Source organism: Lacimonas salitolerans, from assembly GCF_042677865.1.
Taxonomy (GTDB): Bacteria; Pseudomonadota; Alphaproteobacteria; order Rhodobacterales; family Rhodobacteraceae; genus Lutimaribacter; species Lutimaribacter salitolerans.
This window is the reverse complement of record NZ_JBHUDD010000005.1, coordinates 1-25,589: the sequence shown is the minus strand read 5'-3', so window position 1 is coordinate 25,589 and position 25,589 is coordinate 1. Positions and strand designations below refer to the sequence as shown.

Below are 25,589 nucleotides of genomic sequence, written 5' to 3'. Positions count from 1 at the left end.
TAGTCACGAAACCACCCGGGGCGCGTGGCGTTCCAAGACCGCCCACGATCGCCTGTTTCGCCATCGAAGGCGTCGACGCCGGCACTATTCATCGCGGGCTATTTGGAGTGGTCTGGCTACCCTGCAGTCCCGGCGTGGGTGGCCTGTGGGCTGGTGGGTGATGAGAGACTCGAACTCCCGACATCTTCGGTGTAAACGAAGCGCTCTACCAACTGAGCTAATCACCCGGTGCGCTGCGTTTAGCCAAAGCGCGCGACGCATGCAAGACAGGATTGACAGCGATGCGCCCTGCCCCTTTCCTGCCGGCAAAAAGGACCACCGCGATGACGTTCGACCCCACACAGCACAGCATGCTGCCGACCCGGCATTTCGACGATTTCGCGGTGGGCGAGGTGTTTCGCGCCCCGTCGCGCACCATGACCGAGGGCGTGTTTGCCGCCTTTCAGGCCAGCAGCGGCGACAATCACCCGATCCATTACGACCGCGTCTATCTGGCCCGGCTGGGTCATCGCGACCTGATGGCCCACGGCTATCAGACGCTGATCCAGGCGGCGATCGGCGCCAGCCCGCTGGCGCATCAGATGGGCGAGGCGCTGATCGGCTTTCTGGCGCAGTCCAGCCGGTTTCTGGCGCCGGTCTATTGCGGGGATACGCTGTATCCCGCGTTTGAAATCACCGGGCTGCGGCGGCAGGCCAGCACCGGCGTTATGGAACTGGCGGTGACCATCCACAATCAGGACGGGGTGCTGGTGGTGTCAGGCACGCAGGACTACCTGATGCGGCTTTGACCCTCAGGCGTGGGTGATCTCGCGCCCGTCGCGCAATTCCCAGACGACGCCTTGATCGCGGCTCATTGCCTCCATCTGGGGCATCGTGGCATTCAGGACCAGACCGCGCAGGATGGTCAGCGCGACACCATGGCTGACCACCACGGCCGGGCCGGTCAGATCGTCCAGAAATCCGGCGATGCGGGCGCGCAGGGTATCATGCGTCTCGCCGGGGCTGTTCAGGCACAGGTGCAGGATCGACCCGGCAGAGAACGCCTCGGGCTCGGCCAGCTTGAGTTCGGCGTAATACTGCCCCTCCCAGCGGCCCATCTGGACCTCTTTCAGCCGGTCGTCAAAGCACGGCACCAGCCCGGCGGCCGGCAGTGCAATCTCGGCGGTCTGGCGCGTGCGCCGCAGGGGCGAGACATGGGCCACAATGCCGGCGGGCAGATCAAGCCCGGCAAGGATCGCGCCCTGCCGGGCGGCCTGTTCGCGGCCCAGATCGGTCAGGTCGGATTCCATCTGGCCCTGAATCCGGCGGTCGCGGTTCCAGTCGGTCTGGCCGTGGCGCAGCAGGTAAAGCGGGGGAATCATTGCGGGGCCTTTCGGTTGCCAAAAACGAAAATGGCGCGCCGACCATGGTCAGCGCGCCCGAATTCTGGTGGGTGATAAGAGATTCGAACTCCTGACATCTTCGATGTGAACGAAGCGCTCTACCACTGAGCTAATCACCCGGTGACGGCGGTATTAGCGTCACTCGGCTGCGTCTGCAAGGGGGTCCGCATCAGGTTTTCCCAGCGTTTCGTTCTGGCGCAATTTGCACATCACGACCTTGGCGCCGGACAGCTGCTTGATGCGGTTGATCTTCATCTTGCCCAAGGGTTGCAGGTTCAACTCGCGCCCCTGCCCCATCTCCTCGCCCAGCACGGCCAGCATCGCCTCGACCACGGGCTTGGCGTCTTTCTTTTTGATGCCCGAGCGCGCAACCACGGCGTCGATCAGTTCTTTCTTCTTCATCTCGGGGGATGCAGCGTCGGGCACCGTGCTGGTGACGACCGTGGGTTCGGGCGCTGCCTGCTCGACCGAGGCGATGGCCGCGGATTTCGCCGCGGTGCCGCTTGCGGCGGCGGATTTCGACGTGGTCTTGCGGGTGGTGGTCTTTGCGGGTGTCTTGCGTGTGGTCGTGGCCATAGCTGTCACTGCCCCTGGATTGTTTGCCTTTCACGGACCTTAACGCGCTTCCTTTCGCGCCTCTAGCGGGAAATAGGCGGCGAACGCCATTGCATATGGGGTTTTTGCGAATTTACCACCATGGGTGAGAGGGTGCCTGAAATTTCAACCTGACCGCCGCCGGTTTGCAGAGGTCGTCGCGCAGAGGGCCGCGTTTGCGCCGGATTGACCCGCCGCCGCATGGGGACCAACAAAAAAGGCGCGCCATTGTGGCACGCCTTTTCCGGTTCTATCCGAAAGGGATCAGTGGGCGACCGCCCCCGGCCCTTCGTTCGGGCTGCCTGCCGTGGCACGGGCCAGTGCGGCCTCTTCCTCGGCGGCTTCGTCCCAGTCGATGGCTTCGGGCTGACGCACAAGCGCGCGTTCCAGAACCTCGCTGACGTGGCTGACCGGGATGATCTCGAGCCCCTGTTTGACGTTGTCGGGGATCTCGACCAGGTCCTTTTCGTTCTCGGCAGGGATCAGCACCGTCGTGATCCCGCCACGCAGGGCGGCCAGCAGTTTCTCTTTCAATCCGCCGATCGCCAGCGCATTGCCGCGCAAGGTAACCTCGCCGGTCATGGCGATGTCCTTGCGCACCGGGATCTTTGTCAGGACCGACACGATCGACGTGACCATGGCCAGACCGGCGCTTGGCCCGTCCTTGGGCGTTGCACCCTCGGGGACGTGAACGTGGATGTCCCACTTGTCGAGCATCGGCGGCTTCACCCCGATGCGCGGCGCGATCGACCGGGTGTAAGAGGACGCCGCGTCGATGGATTCCTTCATCACGTCGCCCAGCGTGCCGGTGGTCTTCATCCGGCCCTTGCCCGGCAGGCGCAGCGCCTCGATCTGAAGCAGGTCCCCGCCCGCGCTGGTATAGGCCAGCCCGGTCACGACACCGATCTGGTCTTCCTTTTCGGCCAGACCATAGCGGAACCGCTTGACGCCCAGATAGTCATCCAGGTTCTCGGCGGTCACCTCGACCGATTTCAACTCGCCCTTGACGATCTGGGTGATCGCCTTGCGGCACAGCTTGGCCAGTTCGCGTTCCAGGTTCCGAACGCCGGCCTCGCGGGTGTAGCGGCGGATCATCTCGTCCAGCGCATCATCGCTGACCAAGAATTCGCCCTTGCGCAGGCCGTGGTTCTTGATCCGCTTGGGCACCAGATGCTGTTTCGCGATCTCGCGCTTTTCATCCTCGGTATAGCCCGCCAGCGTGATCACCTCCATCCGGTCCAGAAGCGGCCCCGGCATGTTGTAGCTGTTGGCCGTGGTCAGGAACATCACGTTGGACAGGTCGTACTCGACCTCAAGATAGTGATCGACAAAGGTGCCGTTCTGTTCGGGGTCCAGCACCTCAAGCATGGCGGACGCCGGATCGCCCCGGAAATCCTGCCCCATCTTGTCGATTTCATCCAGCAGGATCAGCGGGTTGTTCGTCTTGGCCTTTTTCATCGCCTGGATGATCTTGCCCGGCATCGACCCGATGTAGGTGCGGCGGTGCCCCCGGATCTCGGATTCGTCGCGCACGCCGCCAAGGCTGATGCGGATGAATTCACGCCCTGTCGCGCGGGCCACGGATTTGCCAAGGCTGGTCTTGCCCACACCCGGAGGGCCGACAAGGCACAGGATCGGGCCTTTCAGCTTTTGACTGCGGCTTTGCACGGCCAGATATTCGACGATGCGTTCCTTGACCTTTTCAAGACCATAGTGATCGACGTCCAGAACCTCCTGCGCCTTGCCAAGGTTCTTCTTGGTGCGGCTTTTGACGTTCCACGGGATCGACAGCATCCAGTCGAGATAGTTGCGCACGACGGTCGCCTCGGCGCTCATCGGGCTCATGTTCTTGAGCTTTTTCAGTTCGGCGTCGGCCTTGTCGCGGGCTTCCTTGCTCAGCTTGGTGGCATGGATGCGCTCTTCCAGCTCGGCGATTTCGCCCTCGCCTTCCTCGCCATCGCCCAGCTCCTTCTGAATGGCCTTCATCTGCTCGTTCAGGTAATACTCGCGCTGGGTCTTTTCCATCTGGCTTTTCACGCGGGTCTTGATCTTTTTCTCGACCTGCAGAACGCTTATCTCGCCCTGCATCAGACCATAGATCTTTTCCAGACGCTCGCTGACGCTCAGGGTTTCCAGCAGTTCCTGCTTTTGCCCCACGTCGATGCCCAGATGCCCGGCGATCAGGTCGGCCAGCTTGGCCGCATCGGTGGTTTCCGAGACGGCGACAAGCGCCTCTTCGGGGATGTTCTTTTTCACCTTGGCGTAGCGTTCGAATTCCTCGCCGGCACCGCGCAGCAGTGCCTCGATCACGGCCTCGTCGCCCTGCTCTTCGTGCAGCAGCTCGGCGCGCGCCTCGAAGAACTGGTCGTTTTCCAGGAACTCGGCGATGCGCACACGGCTTTGGCCTTCGACCAGCACCTTGACGGTGCCATCGGGCAGCTTGAGCAGTTGCAGCACATTGGCCAGAACGCCCGAGGTGTAGATGCCATCGGCATCCGGGTCATCGGCTGCGGGGTCGATCTGGCTGGACAGCAGGATCTGCTTGTCGTCCTGCATCACCTCTTCCAGCGCGCGCACGGATTTTTCACGACCCACGAACAGCGGCACGATCATGTGGGGAAACACCACGATGTCGCGCAGCGGCAGTACGGGGTAAGATGAATTCAGCTCTTGCATGCTCGGTCCTTTATCTGCGGCGAACGTTGCAGGCCCCAACTTTGGCAGCCTGCCCGCCCCCTCTTGGCTCAGAGGGTATATTTGGGGCACTGACCTGCCAGTTTCAACCAGATACACGCCCTGTGTGATCACACACTGCCGCCACGAATGGCCCAAGGCAAGGGCGCAGTGGGGGTAAACGACGGGTTGTCACGGCCATGCAGCCCTGTCGGGCTGGTGCCAGTGCGGCATGTGGTCAGCCCTGTTGCACAGCAGGCGGATCAATCCGCCAGCCTATCCCAGACCCCAGCCTATCCCAGACCAAAGGCCGCTATCACCGCAACCGAGGCCCACGCCATCGAGAATATCGCGAAATGCATGTTGAAATCCACCTGTGTCAAATGCGGGCAGGCTAGCGCAGCACCGCATCCGGTCATAGTGGGGATTCCCTGACCAAGGGTTAAACCGGGTCGATATCGCCCTGGGCGCGGGTGGCGTGAAACTCGGCCTCCCACGTGGCAAAGGTGCCTGCGGCGATCGCCGCGCGCATACCCGCCATGATCTGCTGGTAATAATGCAGGTTGTGCCAGGTCAGAAGCATCCCGCTTATCATCTCTTGCGCGCGAAACACGTGATGCAGATAGGCCCGGCTGTAGTTGCGGCAGGCCGGGCATGTGCATTCGGCGTCCAGCGGGCGCGGGTCATCGGCGTGGCGGGCGTTCTTTATGTTGACCTGCCCCCGCCGTGTCCAGGCCTGCCCGGTGCGCCCCGAGCGGCTGGGCAGCACGCAATCCATCATGTCCACGCCCCGCTTGACCGCGCCCACGATGTCGTCGGGCTTGCCCACCCCCATCAGATAGCGTGGCTTGTCGGCGGGCAGCTGGCCCGGCGCATAGTCCAGACAGGCGAACATCGCCTCCTGCCCCTCGCCCACGGCCAGCCCGCCGATGGCGTAGCCGTCAAACCCGATCTCTTGCAGGGCCTGGGCGCTTTGCTCGCGGAAGTCCTGCTCCAGCCCGCCCTGCTGGATGCCGAACAGCGCATGCCCCGGACGGTCGCCAAAGGCGTCGCGCGACCGCGCGGCCCACCGCATCGACAATTGCATCGACGCCTCGATCCGCTTGCGATCCGCGGGCAGCGCGGGGCATTCGTCGAAACACATCACGATGTCGGACCCCAGCAGGCGCTGGATCTCCATGCTGCGTTCGGGCGTCAGCGCGTGTTTCGATCCGTCGATATGGCTGCGAAAGGTCACGCCCTCTTCGGTCAGCTTGCGCAGCTCGGCCAGGCTCATCACCTGAAACCCGCCCGAGTCGGTCAGGATCGGCCCCTGCCAGTTCATGAAGCTGTGCAGCCCGCCCAGTCGCGCGATGCGTTCCGCCGTGGGCCGCAGCATCAGGTGATAGGTGTTGCCCAGCAGGATGTCCGCGCCCGTCGCCGCCACGCTTTCGGGCATCATCGCCTTGACCGTCGCCGCCGTGCCCACAGGCATGAAGGCCGGCGTGCGGATATCGCCGCGCGTGGTGCGGATCACCCCAGTGCGGGCGCGCCCGTCGGTTGCCTGCAATTCATATGTAACGCGCGTCATGGCCGCCCCCTTGATGAGTGCCGCCCTTCTATGACGGCCCGTGCGCAAAAGCCAAGGCTTGCCGCCGCGCCAAAGGATTGCCACATTGATGCAAAGGGAGAGACCGCCATGAACCAGATGCACCAGCCGCCACTTGTCACCCACACGCTGACCCAAGGCTTGCGCCAGATCACCCTTGGACGCGCGCCAGCGCATCCGCTGTCGCTGGCGATGATCACCGCGCTGCATTCGGAACTGGACGACGCGGCCGACGATCCCGACACGCGCGTGGTGGTGATCGACGGGCCGGGGCACATCTTTTGCGCCGGCCATGACCTCAAGGAAATCGCGCAGCACCGCAGCGATGCGGATCAGGGCCGCGCCTTTCTGACCGAGCTGTTCAACGCCTGCGCGCAGATGATGCTGCGCCTTGCGCGCCTGCCCAAGCCCACCATCGCCATGGTCGATGGCATCGCCACGGCGGCGGGGCTGCAAATGGCGGCATCGTGCGATCTGGTGTTTGCCAGCACGCGGGCAACCTTCTGCCTGCCGGGTGTCAAGAACGGCGGGTTCTGCACCACGCCGGCGGTGGGCGTGTCGCGCGCGGTCTCGCGCAGTCAATTGATGGAGTTGGCGCTGTCGGCCGAACCGCTGGACATCGACTGGGGCCTGCGCGCCGGGCTGGTCAACCGCGCCTTTGAAAGCGCGGCGTTGCAGGCGGAAACGATGGCCTTTGCCACCACGCTGGCCGGGCGCAACCCGGCGCCCATTGCCGCGGGCAAGGCGGCGCTGGATGCGCATCTGGGCCTGCCGCTGGATCAGGCCTATCATCTGGCGACGGACGTGATGATCGGCCATTTCATGGACCCTGCGCGCCTGCAGGCCGAGGCGACGGGCAAATCGGGCCTGCGATCGTGACAAGACGCCCAAGGCTGGACGTCCCGTCTTATAAATCTTATATGAACAGTCAGGAAACCGGACCGATCCAAAGGCAGCCATTATGACACATTCCGCAGAACCGCTTGAAGGCGCGCCGCTGATCAAGCCATCAAGCACCGAGCATCCGCTCTATGACAAGATCGTCGAGGCTTGCCGCAGCGTTTATGACCCGGAAATCCCTGTGAACATCTACGACCTGGGATTGATTTACACGATAACAGTCTCGGACGAGAACGCGGTACACGTCGCCATGACCCTGACCGCCCCCGGCTGTCCGGTGGCCGGTGAGATGCCCGGCTGGGTCGCGGATGCGATCGAACCCGTGGACGGGGTGAAACAGGTCGATGTGGATCTGGTGTGGGAGCCTGTCTGGGGCATGGACATGATGTCGGACGAGGCGCGGCTGGAACTCGGCTTCATGTAGGGCAAGCCTTTTGGCTGGCTTTTTTCGATTGCAAGCCTTATAACTTGCTTTCAGATAATGCAAGTCAAGGCCCTTGCCATGCCCGATGCGACCACCCACGAGTTTGCCGCTGTTTTAACTGGCGACATTCGCGAGTCGCGCAAGATGGGCGATCAGGCGTTGCGCGACGCCATGGAGGTGATCGCGAAGGCAGCAGATGACATCGAAAACGATCTGACCTTAAAAGTGCGTTTTGATCGTCACCGTGGCGACGGATGGCAGGTCGTTCTTCCACGCGCGCAAGCCGCCCTGCGCGCCGCCCTGCGCATCAGCGCCGCGCTGACCGCACAAGGCGACGGGCTGCAAACCCGTATCGCCATCGGACTGGGCACCGCCATCATCCCGGCCAATGGCGATCTTGGGGCAGCCAGCGGCACCGCGTTTGTCGAAGCCGGCGACATGCTGGACACCATGGACCGGCACGAGACCATCGTCATCGACAAACAGGTTGGCACCGTCGCGACCGCGATGATCGGCCTTCTGGACTGGCAGGCGCAGAACTGGACCGCGCCGCAAGCCGCCGCCCTGTTCGAGGCGTTGCGCCATCGCACCCCTACGCAGGAAGAAATCGCCACCAAATTCGGCGTCAGCCGTCAGGCCATCCAGTTGCGGCTGGCCGGGACCGGTCTGCCCGCGATCCGCGAGGCGATTTACGCTTTTGAACGCCATATCCGTGACTTACGGGACAAAACCCAACCATGACTTCCGCCGCCCTTGCCACCTTTACCGCGCTGCTGCTGGCGCATGTGCTGGCGGATTTCGTGCTGCAAACCGGCGCGATGGTGCGGCACAAACGGCACCCCGGCATGTTGCTGCTGCATGGGGTCATCGTCTTGCTGACCGCGCAGGCCGCCACGGGCCAGATCGCCGCGCGCGAATTGCTGGTGCTGGCGGTGGCGCATGTGGGCATCGACGCGGTGAAAACCTGGGGCGGGTTTGACCGGATCGGCGGCTTTCTGGCCGATCAGGGGGCGCATATGCTGACCCTGCTTGCGGTTGCACTCTACGCGCCGGGCCTTTGGGAAAGCGGGATTTATGCCGGGCAGGACTGGCTGCTGCCCGCGATGGCGCTGACATCGGGCGCGATCATCGCCACCATCGCGGGGCAGTATGCAGTGGGCCTCCTGATGCGCCCGCATGGTGCGCGCGTGCGCAACAACGGATTGCGCGATGGCGGGCGGTTGATCGGGATGCTGGAGCGCGGATTGATCTTCGTGCTGATCGGGCTGGGCCAACCGCTGGGCGTGGGGTTTCTGGTGGCCGCCAAATCCATCCTGCGGTTCGGCACCGCCACGCGCGACCAGCGCACTGCCGAATATGTGATCATCGGCACGCTGGCCTCATTTGGTTGGGCGATTCTGGCCAGTTACGGCACGCTGGCACTGATCCATCTGCTGCCCCCGCTTGAGATTGCGCGCCCTCTGCCCTAGATTGGGCATAACAAAAGGAGTGACCCATGTTCTCGATCCCAGGCAAACAGGCCGTCACCATCACCGACAAGGCCGCCGTCCAGATCCGCAAGCTGATGGATCGCGACGGTCACAAGGGCCTGCGCATCGGCGTCAAGAAGGGCGGCTGCGCGGGCATGGAATACACCATGGACTACGCCGCCGATATCGACCCCCATGACGAGGTGGTCGAGCAGGATGGCGCGCGGGTGATGATCGCCCCGATGGCGCAGATGTTCCTGTTCGGCACCCGGATCGATTATCAGGTGTCGCTGCTGGAATCGGGGTTCAAGTTCAACAATCCCAACGTCGAGGACGCCTGCGGCTGTGGCGAGTCGATCAAGTTCAAGGACGTCAACGAGCTGAGCGCCGAGCAGCAGGGCTGAGACCCCGACCGCGGACAATGCACGCAAAGCGCCCGGCGGCTCCGTCGGGCATGACCATTGCCGTGCGATCGGGCCACGGCATCGGCCCGATTGTGCCTCATCGCCTTGACCCGCCCTGCCATATGCCAAAGATACACCGGAAGAAAACAAACGACACCGGGGGCATGGATGCGACGCAGACTGGCGGCAGGCAATTGGAAGATGAACGGCACATCCGCCGATCTGGAGCAGATCACGGCGCTGATGGCCGCCCATCCGGCCCCGACCGTTGATCTGCTGCTGTGCCCGCCTGCCACGCTGATCCATGCGGCGGCGCGGCGGGTGGCTGACCATCCGATGATGCTGGGCGGGCAGGATTGCCACGCCGAACCTTCGGGCGCGCATACCGGCGACATTTCCGCCGAACAACTGGCCGATGCCGGGGCGCGCGCGGTGATCCTTGGCCATTCCGAACGGCGGCAGGGCCATGCCGAGCAAAATGCGCAGGTCTGTGCCAAGGCCCGCGCCGCGCAGGACGCCGGGCTGATGACGGTGATCTGCCTGGGCGAAAGCCTGGACCAGCGCGAGGCGCAGACCACGCTGGAGGTGATCGGTGCGCAACTGGCGGATTCGGTGCCCGACACGGCAACCGCCGACACGCTTGTGATCGCCTACGAACCGATCTGGGCCATCGGCACAGGCCGCATACCCACCCCCGACCAGATCGCGGAGGTTCATGATTTCATCCGCGCGCGACTGCAGCAACGGTTCGGCGCCGACATGGGCAGCGCGGTCCGGCTGCTGTATGGCGGATCGGTCAAGCCCGACAATGCCGCCACGGTCTTTGCCGTGTCCAACGTGGATGGCGCACTGGTGGGCGGGGCCAGCCTCACCGCGGATCAGTTTTCCCCCATCATCACGGCGCTTGAAACCGCCTGAGCGGTTGTCATCAGCCCTGGTCATGTTACCTCTGGCGCGACCCTGCGAAAGGCCTGCCATGACAGCCCCCAGCCTGACCCAGCTTGCCCGCGTGTTCGGGCGTATCGGTGTGCTGTCCTTTGGCGGACCTGCGGCGCAGATCGCGCTGATGCACCGCGAACTGGTCGACACGCACAAATGGCTGGATGAGCAGCGGTTCCTGCGCGCGCTGTCGTTCTGCATGCTGCTGCCGGGGCCCGAGGCGATGCAACTGGCCACCTATGCCGGGTGGCGGATGCGCGGCACGGTGGGGGGCCTGATCGCGGGCGGGTTGTTCGTGCTGCCGGGGGCCGTGGTGATCGCGGTTCTGGCCGCTCTTTACATTCAATACGGCGCGCAACCCTATGCGCAGGCTTTGTTTCTGGGGATCAAGGCCGCTGTTCTGGTGATCGTGCTGAACGCGCTGATCACTCTGTCGAAACGCGCGCTGACCGGGCCTGCGGCCTATGCGCTGGCGGCGGGTGCCTTTATCGGGATCTTCGCGCTTGGCCTGCCCTTTCCGCTGATCATCGGGCTGGCCGCGCTGTGGGGCTGGTTCACCGCGACCGAGGACGCCGCCCCGCCCCCGGCCCGCGTGCCCACGGCGCAGACCCTGCGCACGGTGGCGATCTGGGGTGCCGTGTGGCTGGTGCCGCTGGCCGCGCTCTGGGCCAGCGGGGCGCGGTTTCTGACCGAGGTTGCGCTGTTCTTCTCGCAACTGGCGGTGGTGACCTTTGGCGGGGCCTATGCGGTGCTGGCCTACATGACCCAGACGATCGTGACCGACAAGGGCTGGCTGGACACCGCGCAGATGATCGACGCGCTGGGGTTGGCCGAAACCACGCCCGGGCCGCTGATCCTGGTGACCCAGTTTGCGGGCATTCTGGCAGGGTTCGGCGCGGGTGGCTGGGCCATGGCGGCTGCGGCGGGGATGGTGACGCTGTGGATGACCTTTGCCCCGTGTTTCCTGTGGATTTTCGCCGGTGCGCCATACATCGAATGGCTGGCCGCCCTGCCGCGCCTGTCCGGGGCCTTGCGCGCGATCACCGCCGCCGTTGTGGGCGTCATACTGTCGCTGTCGGTGTGGTTTGCCCTGCATGTGCTGTTCGGCACCGTGGACCAGACCGCCTGGGCGCCCATTCCCGTTTGGGACAGCCTGAACATGACCGCGCTGGCCCTGACGGCACTGGCCGCGCTGTTGCTGGTACTGGCGAAACTGCCACTGCCACTGGTGCTGGCGCTGATGGCTTGCGCGGGTCTGGGCAGCCAGATGCTGTGATCGCCCCTGTTGCTGTACCCCCCTTTTGTTTCACCCCGAATCCCCTATGATCGCGGGAAAGAGAAAGTGACCTGCGAATGTCGACACCGATTGATTATGGCAAGCTGATGCACCGCGCGATGCGCGGTTTGATTCAGGAAGTGCTGACAGGCGTTCAGAAAAATGGCCTGCCGGGGGCGCATCACTTTTTAATCACGTTCGACACCACGCATCCCGATGCGCAATTGGCCGACTGGCTGCGCGATCGCTATCCCGAGGAAATGACCGTCGTCATGCAGCACTGGTTCGACGGGCTGGAAGTCATGGATGACGGTTTTGCCGTGACGCTGAATTTCGGGGAAAGCCCCGAGCCGCTGTATATTCCCTATGACGCGATTCAGACCTTTGTCGACCCGTCGGTGGAATTTGGCCTGCGGTTCGATTCGCATGGCGGCGACGAGGACGAGGATGATGACGATCCCGATCCCTCGGGCCGCGACGACGGCGATCACGAGACCCGCAAGCGCGATGCGCAGGTCGTCAGCCTGGACAGTTTCCGAAAATAGACGTCGGGTGGGTCGCCGGCCCGCCAAATCCGTTTATGCGTTGTCACGTCCCCCGGTGGCACATGCATTGCGATGGCCTGTCAGGCCCGCGTCACGGTTTATCCCCACCCGTCGCGTGCGCGTTACAATCGCCTGCTTGTCTGGCCGCGAACCATTCGCACACCGGGGTCAGACCATGCCGAACGACATTGCCACTTTTCTGGGCGAAATGATGCGCCATCCCACCAAGGTTGCGGCGATCGCGCCCTCATCCTCTGCCGTGGCGCGGCGCATGGCCGAAGGGCTGGAGCATGTGCAGGGCCCTGTTGTCGAACTCGGCCCCGGCACCGGCAGCTTTACCCGCGCCATTCTCGAGCGTGGCGTGGCCCCCGAGCGTCTGACCCTGCTGGAAACCTCGGCCACGTTCTGTGAAACCCTGCGGCGCAAATTCCCCGGGGTGACCGTGCTGAACCGCCCGGCGCAGGATATCGCGCAGATCGGGCTGGAAAACGTCGGCGCCGTGATCTCGGGCGTGCCGGTGCTGGCCCGCCCCCGGATCCAGCGCACCGTGGTCCGTCCTGCATTCGAGGTTTTGGCGCAGGACGGTTTCTTTACCCAGATCACCTATGCCAATACCGCGCCGATCCCGCCGGACATGCAGGCCGAGCTGGGCGTGACCTGCACCAAGCTGGGCACCGTCTGGGCCAACCTGCCGCCTGCCCGCGTGTTTGTGTTCCGCCGCATGCATCATTGAACTTTCGGCACGGTCGGGTAAATGGTTGGGCCAAACCGCCAAGGAGTGCCCCTTCATGACCCAGACCCGCAGCGAATCCGACAGCTTCGGCCCGCTTGACGTGCCCGCCGACAAGTATTGGGGCGCGCAGACCCAGCGCTCGATCATGAATTTCCCCATCGGGTGGGAGCGTCAGCCGATTGCCATCGTGCGCGCGCTTGGCGTGGTCAAACAGGCCTGCGCGCAGGCCAACAAGGTCAATGGCACGCTGGATGCCCGGCTGGCCGATGCGATCATTCAGGCCGCGGGCGAGGTGATCGAGGGCAAGTTCGACGACAATTTCCCGCTGGTCGTCTGGCAGACCGGGTCTGGCACGCAGTCGAACATGAACGCCAACGAGGTGATCGCCAACCGCGCCATCGAAATCCTGGGCGGTGTGATCGGCAGCAAGGATCCGGTGCATCCCAACGATCACTGCAACATGGGCCAGTCGTCGAACGACACCTTCCCCACCGCGATGCATATCGCAACCGCAATGTCGGTGCGCGACGTGCTGCTGCCCGGTCTGGAAAAGCTGGCACAGGGGCTTGAGGCGAAATCGGCCGAGTTCAAGGACATCATCAAGATCGGCCGCACCCATACGCAGGATGCCACGCCGCTGACACTGGGGCAGGAGTTTTCGGGCTATGCGCACCAGATCCGGCAGGGCATCGCGCGGGTCCATGCCTGCATGCCTGGAATCTATGAGCTGGCACAGGGCGGCACCGCCGTCGGCACCGGTCTGAACACGCGCGCGGGCTGGGGCGAACAGGTGGCGGCCAACATGGCCCAGATCACCGGCCTGCCCTTTGTCACAGCGCCCAACAAGTTCGAATCGCTGGCGGCCCATGACGCCATGGTGTTCCTGTCAGGCGCGCTGGCCACGGTCGCGGGCTCGGCCTACAAGATAGCCAACGACATCCGGTTTCTGGGGTCGGGCCCCCGGTCGGGTCTGGGCGAGCTGATCCTGCCGGAAAATGAACCCGGCTCGTCGATCATGCCCGGCAAGGTCAACCCGACGCAGGCCGAGGCGCTGACGCAGGTGGCAGCACATGTCATGGGCAATGACGCCGCGATCAAGTTCGCAGGCTCGCAAGGCCATTTCGAGCTGAACGTCTATAACCCCATGATGGCCTATAACCTGTTGCAATCCATACAGCTTTTGGGTGATGCCACCGACAGCTTCACCGAGCGCATGCTGCTGGGCATTCAGGCCAACGAACCGCGCATCGAAAAACTGATGCGAGAATCCCTGATGCTGGTCACCGCGCTGGCCCCCGAAATCGGCTATGACAACGCCACCAAGGTCGCCAAGACCGCGCATAAGAACGGCACCACCCTCAAGGAAGAGGCGATCGCGCTGGGATTCATCGATGCCGAGACATTCGACCGCGTGGTGCGCCCCGAAGAGATGATCGGGCCAAAGGCCTGAGCACCGCAGACGCGCGCGCCCTTTACGGCGCGCGCGCTTTGCAGCATTCTGGTCGCCATGAGCCGGATCGTGAACCTAAACAAGGCCCGCAAGGCCCTCGGCAAGGCGAGGAAGCGGTCGCAAGCCGATGAAAACGCTGTGAAATTCGGGCGCACTAAGGCCGAGAAACAGCGTGAGGCCGCGCAATCCGGGCTTGAGACCGCCAGACTGGACGGGCACAAGCGCGAGCCATGACCGCGCGCCCTGTAAAACGCTCGCTGACCCTGCAAGGCCACCGCACCAGCGTGTCGCTGGAAGAGGCCTTCTGGCAGGCGTTTCGTGAAATTGCAGCCGAACAATCAAAGCCAATCAATGCCTTGGCCGCCGAAATTGACGCATCACGTGAAGAGGATATCGGCCTCGCCTCGGCCATCCGGCTGTATGTTCTGGCGCATTATCGCGCACAGGCCACGGTCAGGCCGCAGCCGCCGTCGCCCTGATCCGTTCGATCATCGCGCGCAGCCCGTTGGAGCGTTGCGCCGACAGGTGATCGTTCAGCCCCAGCCGCCCCAGTTCGGCCTGCGCGTCGATGGCGGGCACCTTGTCCACCGCCACGCCATCATACAGCGCATGCAGCACCGCGATCAGCCCGCGCACGATCATGGCATCGCTGTCACCACTGAAATGAAACCGGCCGTCTTCAGGCGTCACATGCAGCCAGACCTGGCTGGCGCAGCCATCGACCTTGGTGGCGGGCACCTTCAGCGCGTCCTCCAGCGGGTCCATCGCCTTGCCCAGCTCGATGACATGGCGATAGCGGTCTTCCCAATCGTCCAGAAACTCGAAATCGCCGACGATCTCTTCGAACTTTTCGGTTGCCATGCTGCCCTCTTTTGCCAATCGGGTCACAGGTAAGGCGGACTGCGTCCCCGGTCCAGCCTTGATGCGTCTTTTCAACATCGCGCGTATGCTCTAAACCCGGGACAAGGCAAGGATAGGCAGACCCAATGCGCAGACCCCTCGTGGCCCTACTGGTCCTCTCGACAACGCTCACCGCATGCGGAGCCGTGCGCGAGTCGCGCATGAACCCGTTCAACTGGTTCGGTGCCAGCCGACAGGCCCCGGCGACCGATACGCAGGCTCAGACCAACCCGCTGATCCCGCAGCGGCGTGGCGGCGCGTTCCGTCGCCCCGAGGTCGGCTATATGGGGCAGCCGCTAGATCAGGTCACCACCTTGGCGATCGAGCAGGTGTCCGACGGGGCCATCGTAAGGGTCGAAGGGATTGCGCAGCGTGCAGATGCCTATGACATCCGGCTGGTGCCCGTACCGACCGAGCGCGCCGGAGAGCTGCATTTCGCACTGCAGGGCCAGTTTCCCGAGCTGACCAGCAGCAGCATCCGCCTGCCCCGCCCGGTCGTCGTCGCCACGCATCTGGGCGAGCAGGAACTGGCCGGTGTCCGCCTGATCCGCGTCAGCGCCGCGCGCAACGCCCGCGAAAGCCGCCGCTGATCAGTCCAGCGACACGATCCTGACATTCGGCCCCTTGGCTGCAAGGGCGATTCGACCTTCGCACAGGCGTTCGGCATCCGCGCCGAACACCTCGCGCCGCCAGCCGTTCAGGGCCGGTACATCGCGGTATCCGGCCGCCAGCGCGTCCAGATCGGTGGCATTGGCAATCAGCTTGGCCGCGACACCCGCACTTTCGGTCTTGGCCTTCAGCAGCACCCGCAACAGATCGGCCAGCGCCGGGTTCACCTGCTGTTTCTCGCGCAGCGTGGGCATCTGGGGATACTCCTCGGGCGGGCAGTTCACCCCAGCCTCGACCGCTGCCAGAATGCCGTCGGCGATGTCCCCCTTACGCGCCTCGCGCAGCAGCAGACGCGATTTGGCCAGATCGTTCAGGCTGCGCGGCTTGGTCGAGGCCAGTTCGACCAGCGCATCATCCTTGTAGATCCGGCTGCGCGGCACATCCTTGGTCTGGGCATATTCCTCCCGAAAGCGCGCCAGTTCCCGCACCACCGCCAGAAACTTGCCCGAGGTCGTGCGCGTCTTGACCCGCAGCCAGGCATCCTCGGGCCGCGCCCGATAGGTTTCGGGGTTGGTCAGCATGGTCAGCTCTTCGGCCACCCATTTCTCGCGGCCCTTTTTCGCAAGCTCTGCTGCCAGATACTCGTAGACCAGGCGCAGATGGGTCACATCGGCCAGCGCATAAGCCTTTTGCGCCTCCGACAGTGGACGGCGCGACCAGTCGGTAAAGCGGCTGGATTTGTCCACGGTTTCGCGCGCGATCTTGCGCACCAAGGTTTCATACCCGACCTGATCGCCAAACCCGCAGACCATTGCCGCGACCTGCGTGTCGAACAGAGGTTCGGGAAACACCTGCGCATCGACGAAAAAGATCTCCAGATCCTGACGCGCGGCATGGAATACCTTGACCACCGACGTGTCGCGGAACAGCGCGTACAGCGGTTCCATCGACATGTCGTTGCCGATGGGATCGACCAGAACCGCGCCCTCGTCGCCCTCGCCGGGCATCGCCAACTGGACCAGACAGAGTTTTGAATAATAGGTGCGCTCGCGCAAGAACTCTGTGTCTACAGTGACATAAGGGTGCTTCCGGGCCTCGGCGCAAAACGCGGCAAGGTCGTCTGTGGTGGTGATGGTTTTCATGCGTCTCGGCCTGATACTTCGCGCGCGCCGGGGCGTCGCCTGCCATTGTGATGATGCGGTGTAATCGAATGGCAACCGAATGAAAACCCGTTCGCCTAAAGCCTCAGCATCCCCCGCTGCCCAAGGGCAAACCGGCGCAGCACCGCCGGATATAGCCGATGTTCTGCCTGCAACACCCGTGCGGCCAGGGTTTCGGGTGTGTCGCCCGGTTCCACCGGCACCTGCGCCTGCCCCAGGATCGGTCCGCAGTCCAGTTCGGCGGTCACCCCGTGCACGGTGCAGCCGGCCTGCGCATCGCCGGCCGCCAGCGCCCGCGCGTGGGTGTTGAGCCCGGTGTATTTCGGCAATAGCGACGGGTGAATGTTCAGCATCCGGCCCGCGTAGTGATCGATGAACAGCGGCGTCAGGATACGCATGAAACCAGCCATGCACAGGATATCGGGCGCATGGGGGTCAATCGCGGATATCAGCGCGTTTTCAAATCCTTCCCGATCGCCCTTGAAGTCGCGGTGTTCCACCACAGCGGTGGGAATCCCCATAGCCCGCGCCCGCGCCAACCCGCCTGCGTCCGGCACGTTGGACAGCACCAGACAGGGCCGGGCCGGGTGATCGCCCTGCATGTCCTCGGCCAGCCGAACCATGTTCGACCCACTGCCAGAGATCAGGATGGCAACCCGTTTGGTCACTGCCACGTGCCGGAGTACCGCACGCCCGCAGCGCCGCCGACATGGCCCAGCACATGCACGGTCTCGCCCGCCTCCCGCAGCAGTTCGGCCAGCGCATCGGCCCGGTCGGGGGCCACAACCAGCACCATGCCGATGCCGCAGTTGAAGGTTTTCAGCATCTCGGCCTGCTCCATGCCGCCGGTCTGCATCAGCCAGCCGAACACGCCGGGCAAGGGCCACGCGCCCATGTCGATATCGGCGCCCATGTCATCGGGCAGGACCCGCGGCAGATTCTCTGTCAGCCCGCCGCCGGTGATATGGGCCAGCGCATGCACGCCCCCTGCCCGAACCGCCGCCAGCGCCTGCTTGACATAGAGCCGCGTCGGCGCCAGCAGCGCCTGACCCAGAGTGCCATCCTCCCAGGGGCAGGCCGCGTCCCAGCCCAGCCCCGACACCTCGACCAGCTTGCGCACAAGGCTGTAGCCGTTGGAATGCACCCCGTCGCTGGCCAGCCCCAGCAGCACATCGCCCGCCGCCACCCCCGCAGGCAGGTCGGCCCCACGTTCCATCGCGCCCACGGCAAAGCCGGCAAGATCGAAGTCGCCGCCGTGATACATGCCCGGCATTTCCGCCGTCTCGCCGCCGATCAGCGCGCAGCCCGACGCCTCGCAGCCCTGCGCGATGCCGGTGATGATGTCGGTCGCCGCCTCAAGCTCCAGCTTGCCGGTGGCGAAATAATCCAGGAAAAACAGCGGCTCGGCTCCCTGACACACAAGGTCGTTCACGCACATGGCGACAAGATCGACGCCGATGGTGCTGAAATGACCGGTGTCGATGGCGATGCGCAGCTTGGTGCCCACGCCATCCGTGGCCGCCACCAGAATTGGGTCGGTGTAGCCTGCCGCCTTTAGGTCGAACAACGCGCCAAAGCCCCCCAGCCCCGACATCACACCGGGGCGCGCGGTGCGCTTGGCGGCAGGCTTGATCCGCTCGACCAGGTCGTTGCCTGCATCGATATCGACGCCCGCCTGCGCGTAGGTGATGCCGTTCTTGCCACTGGTCATGGGATGCCCCCCTGTTGTCATTTCCGCGCGAGGTAAATCATCATGTGATCCAAGGCAACGGCAAAGCCTTGACCCCTGCCCCGGTCCTGCTAACAACTGCCTCAGGTCGGGCCTGTAGCTCAACGGTTAGAGCAGGGCGCTCATAACGCCTTGGTTGGGGGTTCGAGTCCCTCCGGGCCTACCACTTCCCGACCGTCAGCGCGCGATCACGATATCGGCGCGCAGCCCGCCCAGCTTCTCACTTTCCCCCAGACGCAGTACGCCCCCGTGCGCCCGGGCGATATCGGCCGCAATGGCCAGCCCCAGCCCCACGCCCGAGCCGCGGTTCTGATTGCGCGCAGTGTCCAGCCGCGTAAAGGGCCGGATCGCATCGCCGCGCTGCTCGGGTGGGATGCCGGGGCCGTCATCCTCGATCCGGATTCGCAGAGATTTGTCGGTCAGCATGACTGACACTTCGGCCTTGGTGCCATAGCGCACCGCGTTGCCGATCAGGTTGTCCGCCGCGCGCCGGATCGCAATCGGGCGCAACGACACGGTGCCCTGCCCGACGGCGCTGATCAGGGTCACATCCTGCCCCTCTCGCTGATGGTCGGCCACAAGCGCCTGCATCAGCGCGATCGGGTCGGTCGGTTCCGCCTCGCCCTCGGACGCGCCCTTGGCAAAGGACAGGAACTCGTCGATCATCCGGCCCATTTCCTCGACATCGCGCTCCATCGGGATGCGGTCTTCGTCATCGACAAAGGCCAGCCCCAGCTTCAGCCGGGTCAAGGGCGTGCGCAGATCGTGGCTGACGCCGGACAGCATCAGCGTGCGCTGTTCGATCTGGCGCTCGATCCGGGCGCGCATGTCCAGAAAGGCATTGCCGGCGGCCCGCACCTCCAGCGCGCCCGAGGGGTGATAATCGACCACCCTGCCCCGGCCAAAGGCCTCGGCCGCGCCGGCCAGCCGCGTGATCGGGCGCAACTGGTTGCGCATGTAGATAAAGGCGATCACGGTCATCAGCCCGCCAAAGAACACCATGTTGACGAACAACTGGTGCGGGTTGCGGGCCGAAAGACGCCCGCGGGCCAGCTCGATCTCGACCGCCTGCTGCCCCTCGGGCCGCAGGGTCAGGATGGCCCGACGGGTGTCGGGCAGTTCCACCGCATCCAGCGTCGGCAGCGCATCATACAGCGCACGGGTGACGTTGCCGGCAGTCAGGTCGTACCACACCCGCACGTCATCAGCGCTGTCGGGCCGGGCCGGCCGCAGTGTGAAATCCAGCGCATCGGCCAGCGCAGCCCGATCGTCGCCCGGCGGAACCGCCATCACCAACCGGACCTGACGCGCCACATCCTGCGTCATCTGCACCGACACGCCCTCGAAATGGCGCTGGATGAACACCACGGACACGACCAGTTGCACCACCACAACAGGCAGCACCAGAATCAACGCGGCGCGGCCATAAAGACCACGCGGCATATAGCGTTTGAGCAAGTGAAACGACATGCGCTAAACCTAGCCCTGACCGCGACAAAGAGGAAGCGCCATGACCCTGCCCGAAGATTTCGATCCCCCCATAGGCGAGGCCGAGGCGTTGCAGCCAGGGTTGCGCCGCATCGTGGCCCCCAATCCATCCCCGATGACGTGGCGCGGCACCAACACCTACCTGCTGGGCACCAGAGGGCTGGCGGTGATCGACCCCGGCCCGGATGACCCTGCGCATCTGGCCGCGATCCTGCGCGCGTTGGGCCCCGGCCAGCACATCTCCCATATCCTCGTGACCCATGCGCACCTGGACCACTCGCCGCTGTCGCGTGCGTTATCACGCGAAACCGGCGCGCCGGTTCTGGCCTATGGCGATGCGCAGGCGGGGCGCAGCGCAGTGATGCAGATGCTGGCCGATCAGGGGCTGGCGGGCGGTGGCGAGGGCGTCGATGCAGCCTTTGCGCCCGATCAGGTGATTGCAGATGGTCAGGATATCAACGGCGACGGCTGGAGCCTGCGTGTGCTCTGGACGCCGGGACATTTCGGCAATCACCTGGCCTTTCTGTGGGGCGATGTAGCCTTCTGCGGCGATCTGGTGATGGGATGGGCCACGTCGCTGGTCTCGCCCCCAGATGGGGACCTGACCGACTTCATGGCCTCCTGCGATCGTCTGCGCGCGGCCGCCCCACGCGTGCTGCACAGCGGCCACGGCGCAGCGATGACCGATCCCATGGCCCGCATCGACTGGCTGCTGGCCCACCGCCGCACCCGCGAGGCTGCCATTCTGGATGCCCTCGCCAAAGGCCCCAGCGACATCCGCAGCCTGACCCGCATGATCTATACCGACACGCCGCCGGAGTTGCTGCCAGCGGCCGAGCGCAATGTCTTTGCGCATCTCGTTGATCTGCTTCAAAAATCGCAGGTCCGACCCCATGGATTGCTTTCGGCTTCGACCATTTTCGAAAGGCTCTGAGACGCCTTTTTGCGAAAAGCGAAGAATTCCGCCAAAAGCCTCTGGACGAGCGGAGTCGCTTTTGTTAGATCGCCTTCCACAGTGTTCCGGCGTAGCTCAGCGGTAGAGCAGTTGACTGTTAATCAATTGGTCGTAGGTTCGATCCCTACCGCCGGAGCCAAAAAACCTCAAGAAAACAAGACGATACAGCAGGCCCGCGCAAGCGGGTTTCGTCGTCTCTTGGGGTTTGTCACTGGATTTGTCACCAGTTTTTGCGATGGAGCCTTCGCGGGCTTTTTCTGCGATTCTGGCACCGGTAGCGGGGTTTTGCTTTCTCTCTCCGTGACCTCGCAAGAAAATCAAAAGTCACGGGCCGGTAACGCGGGCGGGCGAATTGCCCGCTAAGGCTCCGGGCTGTCAGTGCAGATTCGCCACCGCTTCGGCTTCCAGCCGCGCGCGTTCCTGCAGCATCATGTCCTTGATGCGCTGGATATGCGCTTGCGCGCCCTGCGCGGCCTCTCTGCCGGTCTTGCCCTCTGCGCGCAGCTTGGCGTCCATCGCCTGCGCTTCGCGCGCCAGTATGCCTTGAAACAGCGCGTCGAAGGCGTCCAGCATCCGGTCATGTGCTGCGCGGGCGGCGGGTGATAGTTGGTCGCGGGTCATGTGAAATACTTCTGTGCCGGGTCATCGCCGGGCAGATCGGGCAAGCCCGACACTTTCGACCGGGCGGCGGGTGTCATGCCAAATTCGGCCAACAGACTTTGAACGCGGCGCGCTGAATCAGCACGTTGCGCAACAGCAGGATGCGCGCGATGCATCACGGCCCCCGCCTCGGTCACGGCCTGATATGTCGCGCCATACTTCGCAATGGTTTGGCCTGCCTCAATCCACTCGGCCAGCGCCTCACACAACAGCGCAAGCGCGATTCGGTCGGAATTTGCAGCGATGCCCATATCGGACAACAGCCCGGCCAGATCGGGCCAATGCTGCGCCGCTTGATCTGACAAAAAAGCGGGCGGGTCCAGATCGCGCAGGCGTGCGACCTCTGGCGCATCCGGTGCCACCTTGCCGCCTGTCAGGGCGCGAAGGGCGGGCGGTTTGCGTTTGCGTCCGGGCATGGGTTTTTTCCTTTCAAATCGACTTACGCGCAACAAGACTTCCACCGCTGGTCCTGTGTCGAAGGGTCATAAGGTTTTCGGCCCGCCCTGTGTGCGGCGTTCAAGTTCGGCCTCGACCATTGCCCACATGCACGACAACTGCGCCTCGATCTGGTCAAGGGCTTGGGTCATGTGGCCTGCGGTCGCGGCGCGTGTGTGTGCGGCATTGGCGCGGCTGCGGTCGATCCTTGCGACCATTGCCACAAGCTGCGCGAATGTCAGGCTTTGCATCTGTGCCGATTGCGCGGCCATGCCCTCGACAAGATGCGCGGGCAGGTCCAGCGTGGTAATGATGTTTCGGCTCTCTCTGGTCTGCATGGTCTGCCTCGATTGTTGCGGGTTAAGATGCGCGCGCACCGGGGAAAAGGGTTCCGGTCGCGCGCTGTCGCGGTTTTCCCACTCACGACTTACGGGGATGCTGTGGCGGTCTATCCAGCGCCGGGCGCATCCTGCCTGTCTGGATTAGGTCGCGGCGATCTTGACCAGCTTCACCGCGTCACTGTCATAGATCACGCCACCAACGCGGCGGCGAACATAGAACCGCACATAACCGGGCTTCGTGATGTTATCGTCGGTCGTGACGCGCAAGCCGCCAGAATCCGCGATCAGATACCCAGCGCGCATGTCACCAAACGCAATGGGAAAGGCGTTTGCCTCAACCGCTGGCATGTTCTCATCAAACACAACCGGGCGGCCAAGCAGGGTTGAAGGCGTATCGGCGCTAAGGCTTTGTTGCCAGATTGACCGCCCGTCCGCGTCCTTCATCTTGGAAAGCACAGCGCCTGTCGCGCTGGACATTACCCAAGTCGCGCTTTGCCGATGCGCGGCCTTCAAAGCGAAAAAGGTATCGTTCAGCCCGTCGATGGTCAGTGCAGCCGCCTCGCCTGTCGGCACATACTGCAGTGTCCCGGCTGTGCGGGTGGAATCGCCTGTCGTTACCGGCGTTGGACCAGCCAAAAGCCCGGTCGGCTTGTTCGTGCCATTTCCAGAAATGAAGGCTGCGCCCTCTGCCTGGGCGATCTGTTGCGCCGCGGCGTTCAGAAACCAAGCGTTGATGTTCACCGCGCTGTCGAGCAACAGTTCTTCGGTAGCCTCGATCAAGGTGTGGACCGTGCCAAAGGTCGGCGCGCGACTGTCGAGTGTAGGTTCGCCCGTCCCGTCGCGCGCATCGGTTTCCCCAACCCATGCGCTTGTCGCGTTGTTGCGGTTGACCAGAAACCGCGTGCCGGTTGATGCAACAGTGTAGTTTGCGGCCAAGCGGCGCATTGCCCCGATTTCGAGAATGCGTTCTTGGATAGCCTCGAATACAGGCTCCGGCACCGCAAAGCCGCCTGCCGCCCCGGTTTGGGTCGATCCCTCGGCGCGATAGTCCATTTCAACGCCCATCAGATCGGCTTTGCGATTGCTGTCTTGCGGCGCGCGCAGCCAGTCCGCGAAGGCTTTGGCGTGCGGCGTAATCACGTTGCCCGCGCGCCCATTGGTCGGCGTGTAGTTCGGCCCGCGCTTTGCAGTCTCATAGGCCAGCGCGGCGGTTTCTTCCACTTGGTCAAGCCGCTTTGCGTGATCCTCGACGGCACGCGCAGCCGCTTGCATTTTCGGCACGGCTGCACTGATTTTCTGCAGGTCGCGGGCCATGTCGGCCATGTTTGGTTGATTGGTCATGTCTCACAACTCCGTAAGGGTTTCGGCCAAGGCGCGGGCCAATGCGGCGGCGTCCTCTGCCAGATCGGTTTCGGTGGTTTCCCCTGACAATGCGGGCCATCCGCCCCGCGCAACCTTTTCAGCGGCTGCGCGCGCCAGCCCTGCCTTGATAAGCAGGTCGCGCAGATCGGCACGCGACTGCAGCACAAGCGCGGGCTTGCGGGATGCGTCCGGTTGCTTTTCCTGCGGTGTATCTGGTGAAGAAGGCATAACGCCACCATTGGACAAGGGAAGGTCGCGGGCAGTCTTGCCCGGCTTGCTATCCTCTGCCCCGCTGTCGCGGTGACGTTCGGTCGGGATGCCCGCGCGAAGCGGTGCATATCTGCTAATCGTAGTGCCTTCCTTTGCATCACTGGTCAAGATGTTGTGCCTTTCATTTCCATGCGTCCGGGTGGTGCGGGTCATCTATTGTGGCGGTTTCCGGGTTTGGCGGGTTTGGCGGGTTACTTTCCCCCCATTGATATTTTTTTGGGCTTTCCCTTTTTTCCGTGTGACTGGAAGAAAACCCGCTAAAGCCGCTAAACCCGTTTTCTGCGGTCTTTATCCGGTAGAAGCGTGATCCGGCGTTCTTGTCCTGTCGCCCTGTCAGGCGCAGCCCATGCACGATTCTGCCCTCTCGGAATTTCAGGACGCGGCCAAGGCTCTTGACCGATGCAAGCGCCCTATCGCCTGCAAGGTCCAGCAGCGCCATTTCCAGCGGGCTTTGCGTGATGCTGGCCTTCGCGGCGGCCTGCGTTTCCTTGGCGGTAAATTCAGCGCCCCCAAATTGATCGCGCAGCGCGTCCAGCAGGGCAAAAAGCGCATCGGCTTCCGGGTCTGCGGCCTGCGCCTCGCGCACAAGATCCATGGGGTCGCCAAACTCAAACGGGCGCAGCGCCATGTCCGCCCAGATGACGGTCTGTCGCACCAGTTCGTCCCAAGCCTCGAAGGATGCCAGCCGCCCCGGTGCGGGCTTTGCCAGATGCGTAAACCGCGCCCGGATCAAGATGCAGGCGGCGGCCAGCATCGCCATGCGGTTTTCCAGCACCCATTGCAGCGGGTCCAGGTCGAATTGCCGGGCAAAGGGTTGATCGGTTTCCGGGTCGATCCGGCAGATGATGACGCGGCGCGGCAAGTCGCCTGCCAGTGACAGATTATTGCCGGTCAAGATCAACAGCGCCCGGTTCGGGATGCGGATCGCCTCGGACTTGCCCAGCACACGGTCAACCATCGCGTCGGCGGTGATGAATGCCGCCATCGCGGCGCTGTCGAAAGTCCCGGTCACGTTGTCCCAGATCAGGGCTTTGCAGCCGGTGCGCAGCGCCGTGAACAACCTCTTGCGGGTTTCCTCATCATCCCGGCCTTGCGTATGCGGCCATGCGGGGCATCACGTCTCGTTGCGCGCCTATGCTGATCGGCTTGTCATGATCGCAAACGACGAAATTATCGCTGAACATAAGCGGCGCTTTACACGCAATATCAGCTACTTCGAGCCCTGGCACTATGTGCCGCTGCTTGATCGCAAGCCCGGTGCGCTGCGTGATGGCGCCCCTTTTGTTGGCTGGGAATTGCCCAA

30 protein-coding genes, 4 tRNA genes and 1 pseudogene are annotated in these 25,589 nt (G+C 63.8%); 18 read left to right on the top strand and 17 right to left on the bottom strand.

From position 1 onward, the window contains the following. Positions 1-151 precede the first annotated feature (151 nt). Positions 152-227, bottom strand: a tRNA-Val gene (locus tag ACFTOW_RS00995). 96 nt (positions 228-323) lie between these two features. Here ACFTOW_RS00995 and ACFTOW_RS00990 point away from each other — a divergent pair. Further along, positions 324-788, top strand: a complete 465-nt coding sequence (locus ACFTOW_RS00990; protein ID WP_379912159.1) for a MaoC family dehydratase — start codon at positions 324-326, stop codon at positions 786-788. A gap of 3 nt (positions 789-791) precedes the next feature. Here the strand turns inward: ACFTOW_RS00990 and ACFTOW_RS00985 are convergent, their stop codons facing one another. From ACFTOW_RS00985 to tgt, 5 genes are all read right to left on the bottom strand, one after another. After that, positions 792-1,361 (bottom strand): histidine phosphatase family protein, encoded by a 570-nt coding sequence (locus tag ACFTOW_RS00985; protein WP_379912157.1) that lies wholly within the window; start codon positions 1,359-1,361, stop codon positions 792-794. Positions 1,362-1,426: 65 nt separating this feature from the next. Continuing rightward, positions 1,427-1,501 (bottom strand) — tRNA-Val (locus tag ACFTOW_RS00980). A 19-nt stretch (positions 1,502-1,520) separates the two neighbouring features. Then, a complete protein-coding gene (locus tag ACFTOW_RS00975; RefSeq protein ID WP_379912155.1) occupies positions 1,521-1,958 on the bottom strand; it encodes an HU family DNA-binding protein in 438 nt (145 codons plus the stop codon). 282 nt (positions 1,959-2,240) lie between these two features. After that, positions 2,241-4,652, bottom strand: coding sequence for an endopeptidase La (gene lon, locus ACFTOW_RS00970; protein WP_379912153.1), 2,412 nt, complete (start codon positions 4,650-4,652; stop codon positions 2,241-2,243). A 439-nt stretch (positions 4,653-5,091) separates the two neighbouring features. Beyond that, positions 5,092-6,219: a tRNA guanosine(34) transglycosylase Tgt gene (tgt, locus tag ACFTOW_RS00965; RefSeq protein WP_379912151.1), complete on the bottom strand. Its 1,128-nt coding sequence runs from the start codon at positions 6,217-6,219 to the stop codon at positions 5,092-5,094. Between the two features lie 108 nt (positions 6,220-6,327). Between tgt and ACFTOW_RS00960 the strand changes: the two genes are divergently transcribed. The 12 genes from ACFTOW_RS00960 to ACFTOW_RS00905 all read left to right on the top strand — a co-directional run bounded on the left by ACFTOW_RS00960 (position 6,328) and on the right by ACFTOW_RS00905 (position 14,856). After that, on the top strand, positions 6,328-7,116 hold the full coding sequence (locus ACFTOW_RS00960) for an enoyl-CoA hydratase-related protein (protein WP_379912149.1): 789 nt from the start codon (positions 6,328-6,330) through the stop codon (positions 7,114-7,116). A gap of 82 nt (positions 7,117-7,198) precedes the next feature. Next, on the top strand, positions 7,199-7,561 hold the full coding sequence (locus tag ACFTOW_RS00955) for an SUF system Fe-S cluster assembly protein (RefSeq protein WP_379912147.1): 363 nt from the start codon (positions 7,199-7,201) through the stop codon (positions 7,559-7,561). 57 nt (positions 7,562-7,618) lie between these two features. Continuing rightward, positions 7,619-8,302, top strand: coding sequence for a hypothetical protein (locus tag ACFTOW_RS00950; RefSeq protein ID WP_379912145.1), 684 nt, complete (start codon positions 7,619-7,621; stop codon positions 8,300-8,302). Then, entirely contained in the window at positions 8,299-9,030 is a 732-nt protein-coding gene (locus ACFTOW_RS00945) for a DUF3307 domain-containing protein (RefSeq protein ID WP_379912143.1), read from the top strand. Before ACFTOW_RS00950 ends, ACFTOW_RS00945 begins: the two co-directional genes overlap by 4 nt. Positions 9,031-9,056: 26 nt before the next feature. Next, complete coding sequence (locus ACFTOW_RS00940; RefSeq protein ID WP_379912141.1) at positions 9,057-9,434, top strand: HesB/IscA family protein; 378 nt, start codon at positions 9,057-9,059, stop codon at positions 9,432-9,434. 168 nt (positions 9,435-9,602) lie between these two features. Beyond that, on the top strand, positions 9,603-10,352 hold the full coding sequence (tpiA, locus tag ACFTOW_RS00935) for a triose-phosphate isomerase (RefSeq protein ID WP_379912139.1): 750 nt from the start codon (positions 9,603-9,605) through the stop codon (positions 10,350-10,352). A 58-nt stretch (positions 10,353-10,410) separates the two neighbouring features. Further along, entirely contained in the window at positions 10,411-11,649 is a 1,239-nt protein-coding gene (chrA, locus tag ACFTOW_RS00930; protein WP_379912137.1) for a chromate efflux transporter, read from the top strand. Positions 11,650-11,726: 77 nt separating this feature from the next. After that, positions 11,727-12,194 (top strand): SspB family protein, encoded by a 468-nt coding sequence (locus tag ACFTOW_RS00925; RefSeq protein WP_379912135.1) that lies wholly within the window; start codon positions 11,727-11,729, stop codon positions 12,192-12,194. 175 nt (positions 12,195-12,369) lie between these two features. After that, positions 12,370-12,927, top strand: a complete 558-nt coding sequence (locus tag ACFTOW_RS00920; protein ID WP_379912133.1) for a class I SAM-dependent methyltransferase — start codon at positions 12,370-12,372, stop codon at positions 12,925-12,927. 55 nt (positions 12,928-12,982) lie between these two features. After that, the gene (fumC, locus tag ACFTOW_RS00915) at positions 12,983-14,377 is read left to right on the top strand and encodes a class II fumarate hydratase (protein ID WP_379912131.1); all 1,395 of its coding nucleotides are present in this window, start codon (positions 12,983-12,985) and stop codon (positions 14,375-14,377) included. A gap of 57 nt (positions 14,378-14,434) precedes the next feature. Then, on the top strand, positions 14,435-14,611 hold the full coding sequence (locus ACFTOW_RS00910; protein ID WP_379912129.1) for a DUF4169 family protein: 177 nt from the start codon (positions 14,435-14,437) through the stop codon (positions 14,609-14,611). Beyond that, the gene (locus ACFTOW_RS00905; RefSeq protein WP_379912127.1) at positions 14,608-14,856 is read left to right on the top strand and encodes a ribbon-helix-helix domain-containing protein; all 249 of its coding nucleotides are present in this window, start codon (positions 14,608-14,610) and stop codon (positions 14,854-14,856) included. The genes ACFTOW_RS00910 and ACFTOW_RS00905 overlap by 4 nt, the downstream gene beginning before the upstream one ends. Here the strand turns inward: ACFTOW_RS00905 and ACFTOW_RS00900 are convergent. Beyond that, positions 14,831-15,238 carry a SufE family protein gene (locus tag ACFTOW_RS00900; RefSeq protein ID WP_379912125.1) on the bottom strand — a complete coding sequence of 136 codons (408 nt, stop codon included), beginning with the start codon at positions 15,236-15,238 and terminating at the stop codon, positions 14,831-14,833. The genes ACFTOW_RS00905 and ACFTOW_RS00900 overlap by 26 nt on opposite strands. A 185-nt stretch (positions 15,239-15,423) precedes the next feature. Here ACFTOW_RS00900 and ACFTOW_RS00895 point away from each other — a divergent pair, with 185 nt between their 5' ends. Further along, a complete protein-coding gene (locus ACFTOW_RS00895) occupies positions 15,424-15,867 on the top strand; it encodes a hypothetical protein (RefSeq protein ID WP_379912123.1) in 444 nt (147 codons plus the stop codon). Here ACFTOW_RS00895 and rnd read toward each other — a convergent pair whose 3' ends face one another. From rnd to purM, 3 genes are all read right to left on the bottom strand, one after another. Then, positions 15,868-17,028, bottom strand: coding sequence for a ribonuclease D (gene rnd, locus ACFTOW_RS00890; RefSeq protein ID WP_379912121.1), 1,161 nt, complete (start codon positions 17,026-17,028; stop codon positions 15,868-15,870). A gap of 95 nt (positions 17,029-17,123) precedes the next feature. Further along, positions 17,124-17,714, bottom strand: a complete 591-nt coding sequence (purN, locus tag ACFTOW_RS00885) for a phosphoribosylglycinamide formyltransferase (protein ID WP_379912295.1) — start codon at positions 17,712-17,714, stop codon at positions 17,124-17,126. Further along, positions 17,711-18,757, bottom strand: coding sequence for a phosphoribosylformylglycinamidine cyclo-ligase (gene purM, locus ACFTOW_RS00880; RefSeq protein ID WP_379912119.1), 1,047 nt, complete (start codon positions 18,755-18,757; stop codon positions 17,711-17,713). The genes purN and purM overlap by 4 nt, the downstream gene beginning before the upstream one ends. 108 nt (positions 18,758-18,865) lie before the next feature. On the opposite strand from purM, the gene ACFTOW_RS00875 reads away from it, so the two are divergent. Further along, a tRNA-Ile gene (locus tag ACFTOW_RS00875) sits at positions 18,866-18,941 on the top strand. Between the two features lie 11 nt (positions 18,942-18,952). Here the strand turns inward: ACFTOW_RS00875 and ACFTOW_RS00870 are convergent. Continuing rightward, the gene (locus tag ACFTOW_RS00870; RefSeq protein WP_379912117.1) at positions 18,953-20,245 is read right to left on the bottom strand and encodes an ATP-binding protein; all 1,293 of its coding nucleotides are present in this window, start codon (positions 20,243-20,245) and stop codon (positions 18,953-18,955) included. Between the two features lie 40 nt (positions 20,246-20,285). On the opposite strand from ACFTOW_RS00870, the gene ACFTOW_RS00865 reads away from it, so the two are divergent. Then, on the top strand, positions 20,286-21,197 hold the full coding sequence (locus ACFTOW_RS00865) for an MBL fold metallo-hydrolase (protein WP_379912115.1): 912 nt from the start codon (positions 20,286-20,288) through the stop codon (positions 21,195-21,197). 85 nt (positions 21,198-21,282) lie between these two features. Further along, positions 21,283-21,357: transfer RNA gene (locus tag ACFTOW_RS00860), tRNA-Asn, on the top strand. A 236-nt stretch (positions 21,358-21,593) separates the two neighbouring features. Here ACFTOW_RS00860 and ACFTOW_RS00855 read toward each other — a convergent pair. The 6 genes from ACFTOW_RS00855 to ACFTOW_RS00830 form a co-directional block, all read right to left on the bottom strand. Beyond that, positions 21,594-21,839: a hypothetical protein gene (locus ACFTOW_RS00855; RefSeq protein WP_379912113.1), complete on the bottom strand. Its 246-nt coding sequence runs from the start codon at positions 21,837-21,839 to the stop codon at positions 21,594-21,596. Then, a complete protein-coding gene (locus ACFTOW_RS00850) occupies positions 21,836-22,294 on the bottom strand; it encodes a phage terminase small subunit P27 family (protein ID WP_379912111.1) in 459 nt (152 codons plus the stop codon). Before ACFTOW_RS00850 ends, ACFTOW_RS00855 begins: the two co-directional genes overlap by 4 nt. 66 nt (positions 22,295-22,360) lie before the next feature. Continuing rightward, complete coding sequence (locus ACFTOW_RS00845) at positions 22,361-22,651, bottom strand: hypothetical protein (RefSeq protein ID WP_379912109.1); 291 nt, start codon at positions 22,649-22,651, stop codon at positions 22,361-22,363. Positions 22,652-22,795: 144 nt separating this feature from the next. Beyond that, on the bottom strand, positions 22,796-23,995 hold the full coding sequence (locus tag ACFTOW_RS00840) for a phage major capsid protein (RefSeq protein WP_379912107.1): 1,200 nt from the start codon (positions 23,993-23,995) through the stop codon (positions 22,796-22,798). A gap of 3 nt (positions 23,996-23,998) precedes the next feature. Beyond that, the gene (locus tag ACFTOW_RS00835; RefSeq protein ID WP_379912105.1) at positions 23,999-24,439 is read right to left on the bottom strand and encodes a hypothetical protein; all 441 of its coding nucleotides are present in this window, start codon (positions 24,437-24,439) and stop codon (positions 23,999-24,001) included. Beyond that, positions 24,408-25,271, bottom strand: a complete 864-nt coding sequence (locus ACFTOW_RS00830) for a hypothetical protein (protein ID WP_379912103.1) — start codon at positions 25,269-25,271, stop codon at positions 24,408-24,410. Before ACFTOW_RS00830 ends, ACFTOW_RS00835 begins: the two co-directional genes overlap by 32 nt. Between ACFTOW_RS00830 and ACFTOW_RS00825 the strand changes: the two are divergent. Then, a pseudogene (locus ACFTOW_RS00825) lies at positions 25,258-25,589 on the top strand (IS21 family transposase); the annotation flags it as partial. The gene ACFTOW_RS00830 and the pseudogene ACFTOW_RS00825 sit on opposite strands and share 14 nt — an antisense overlap.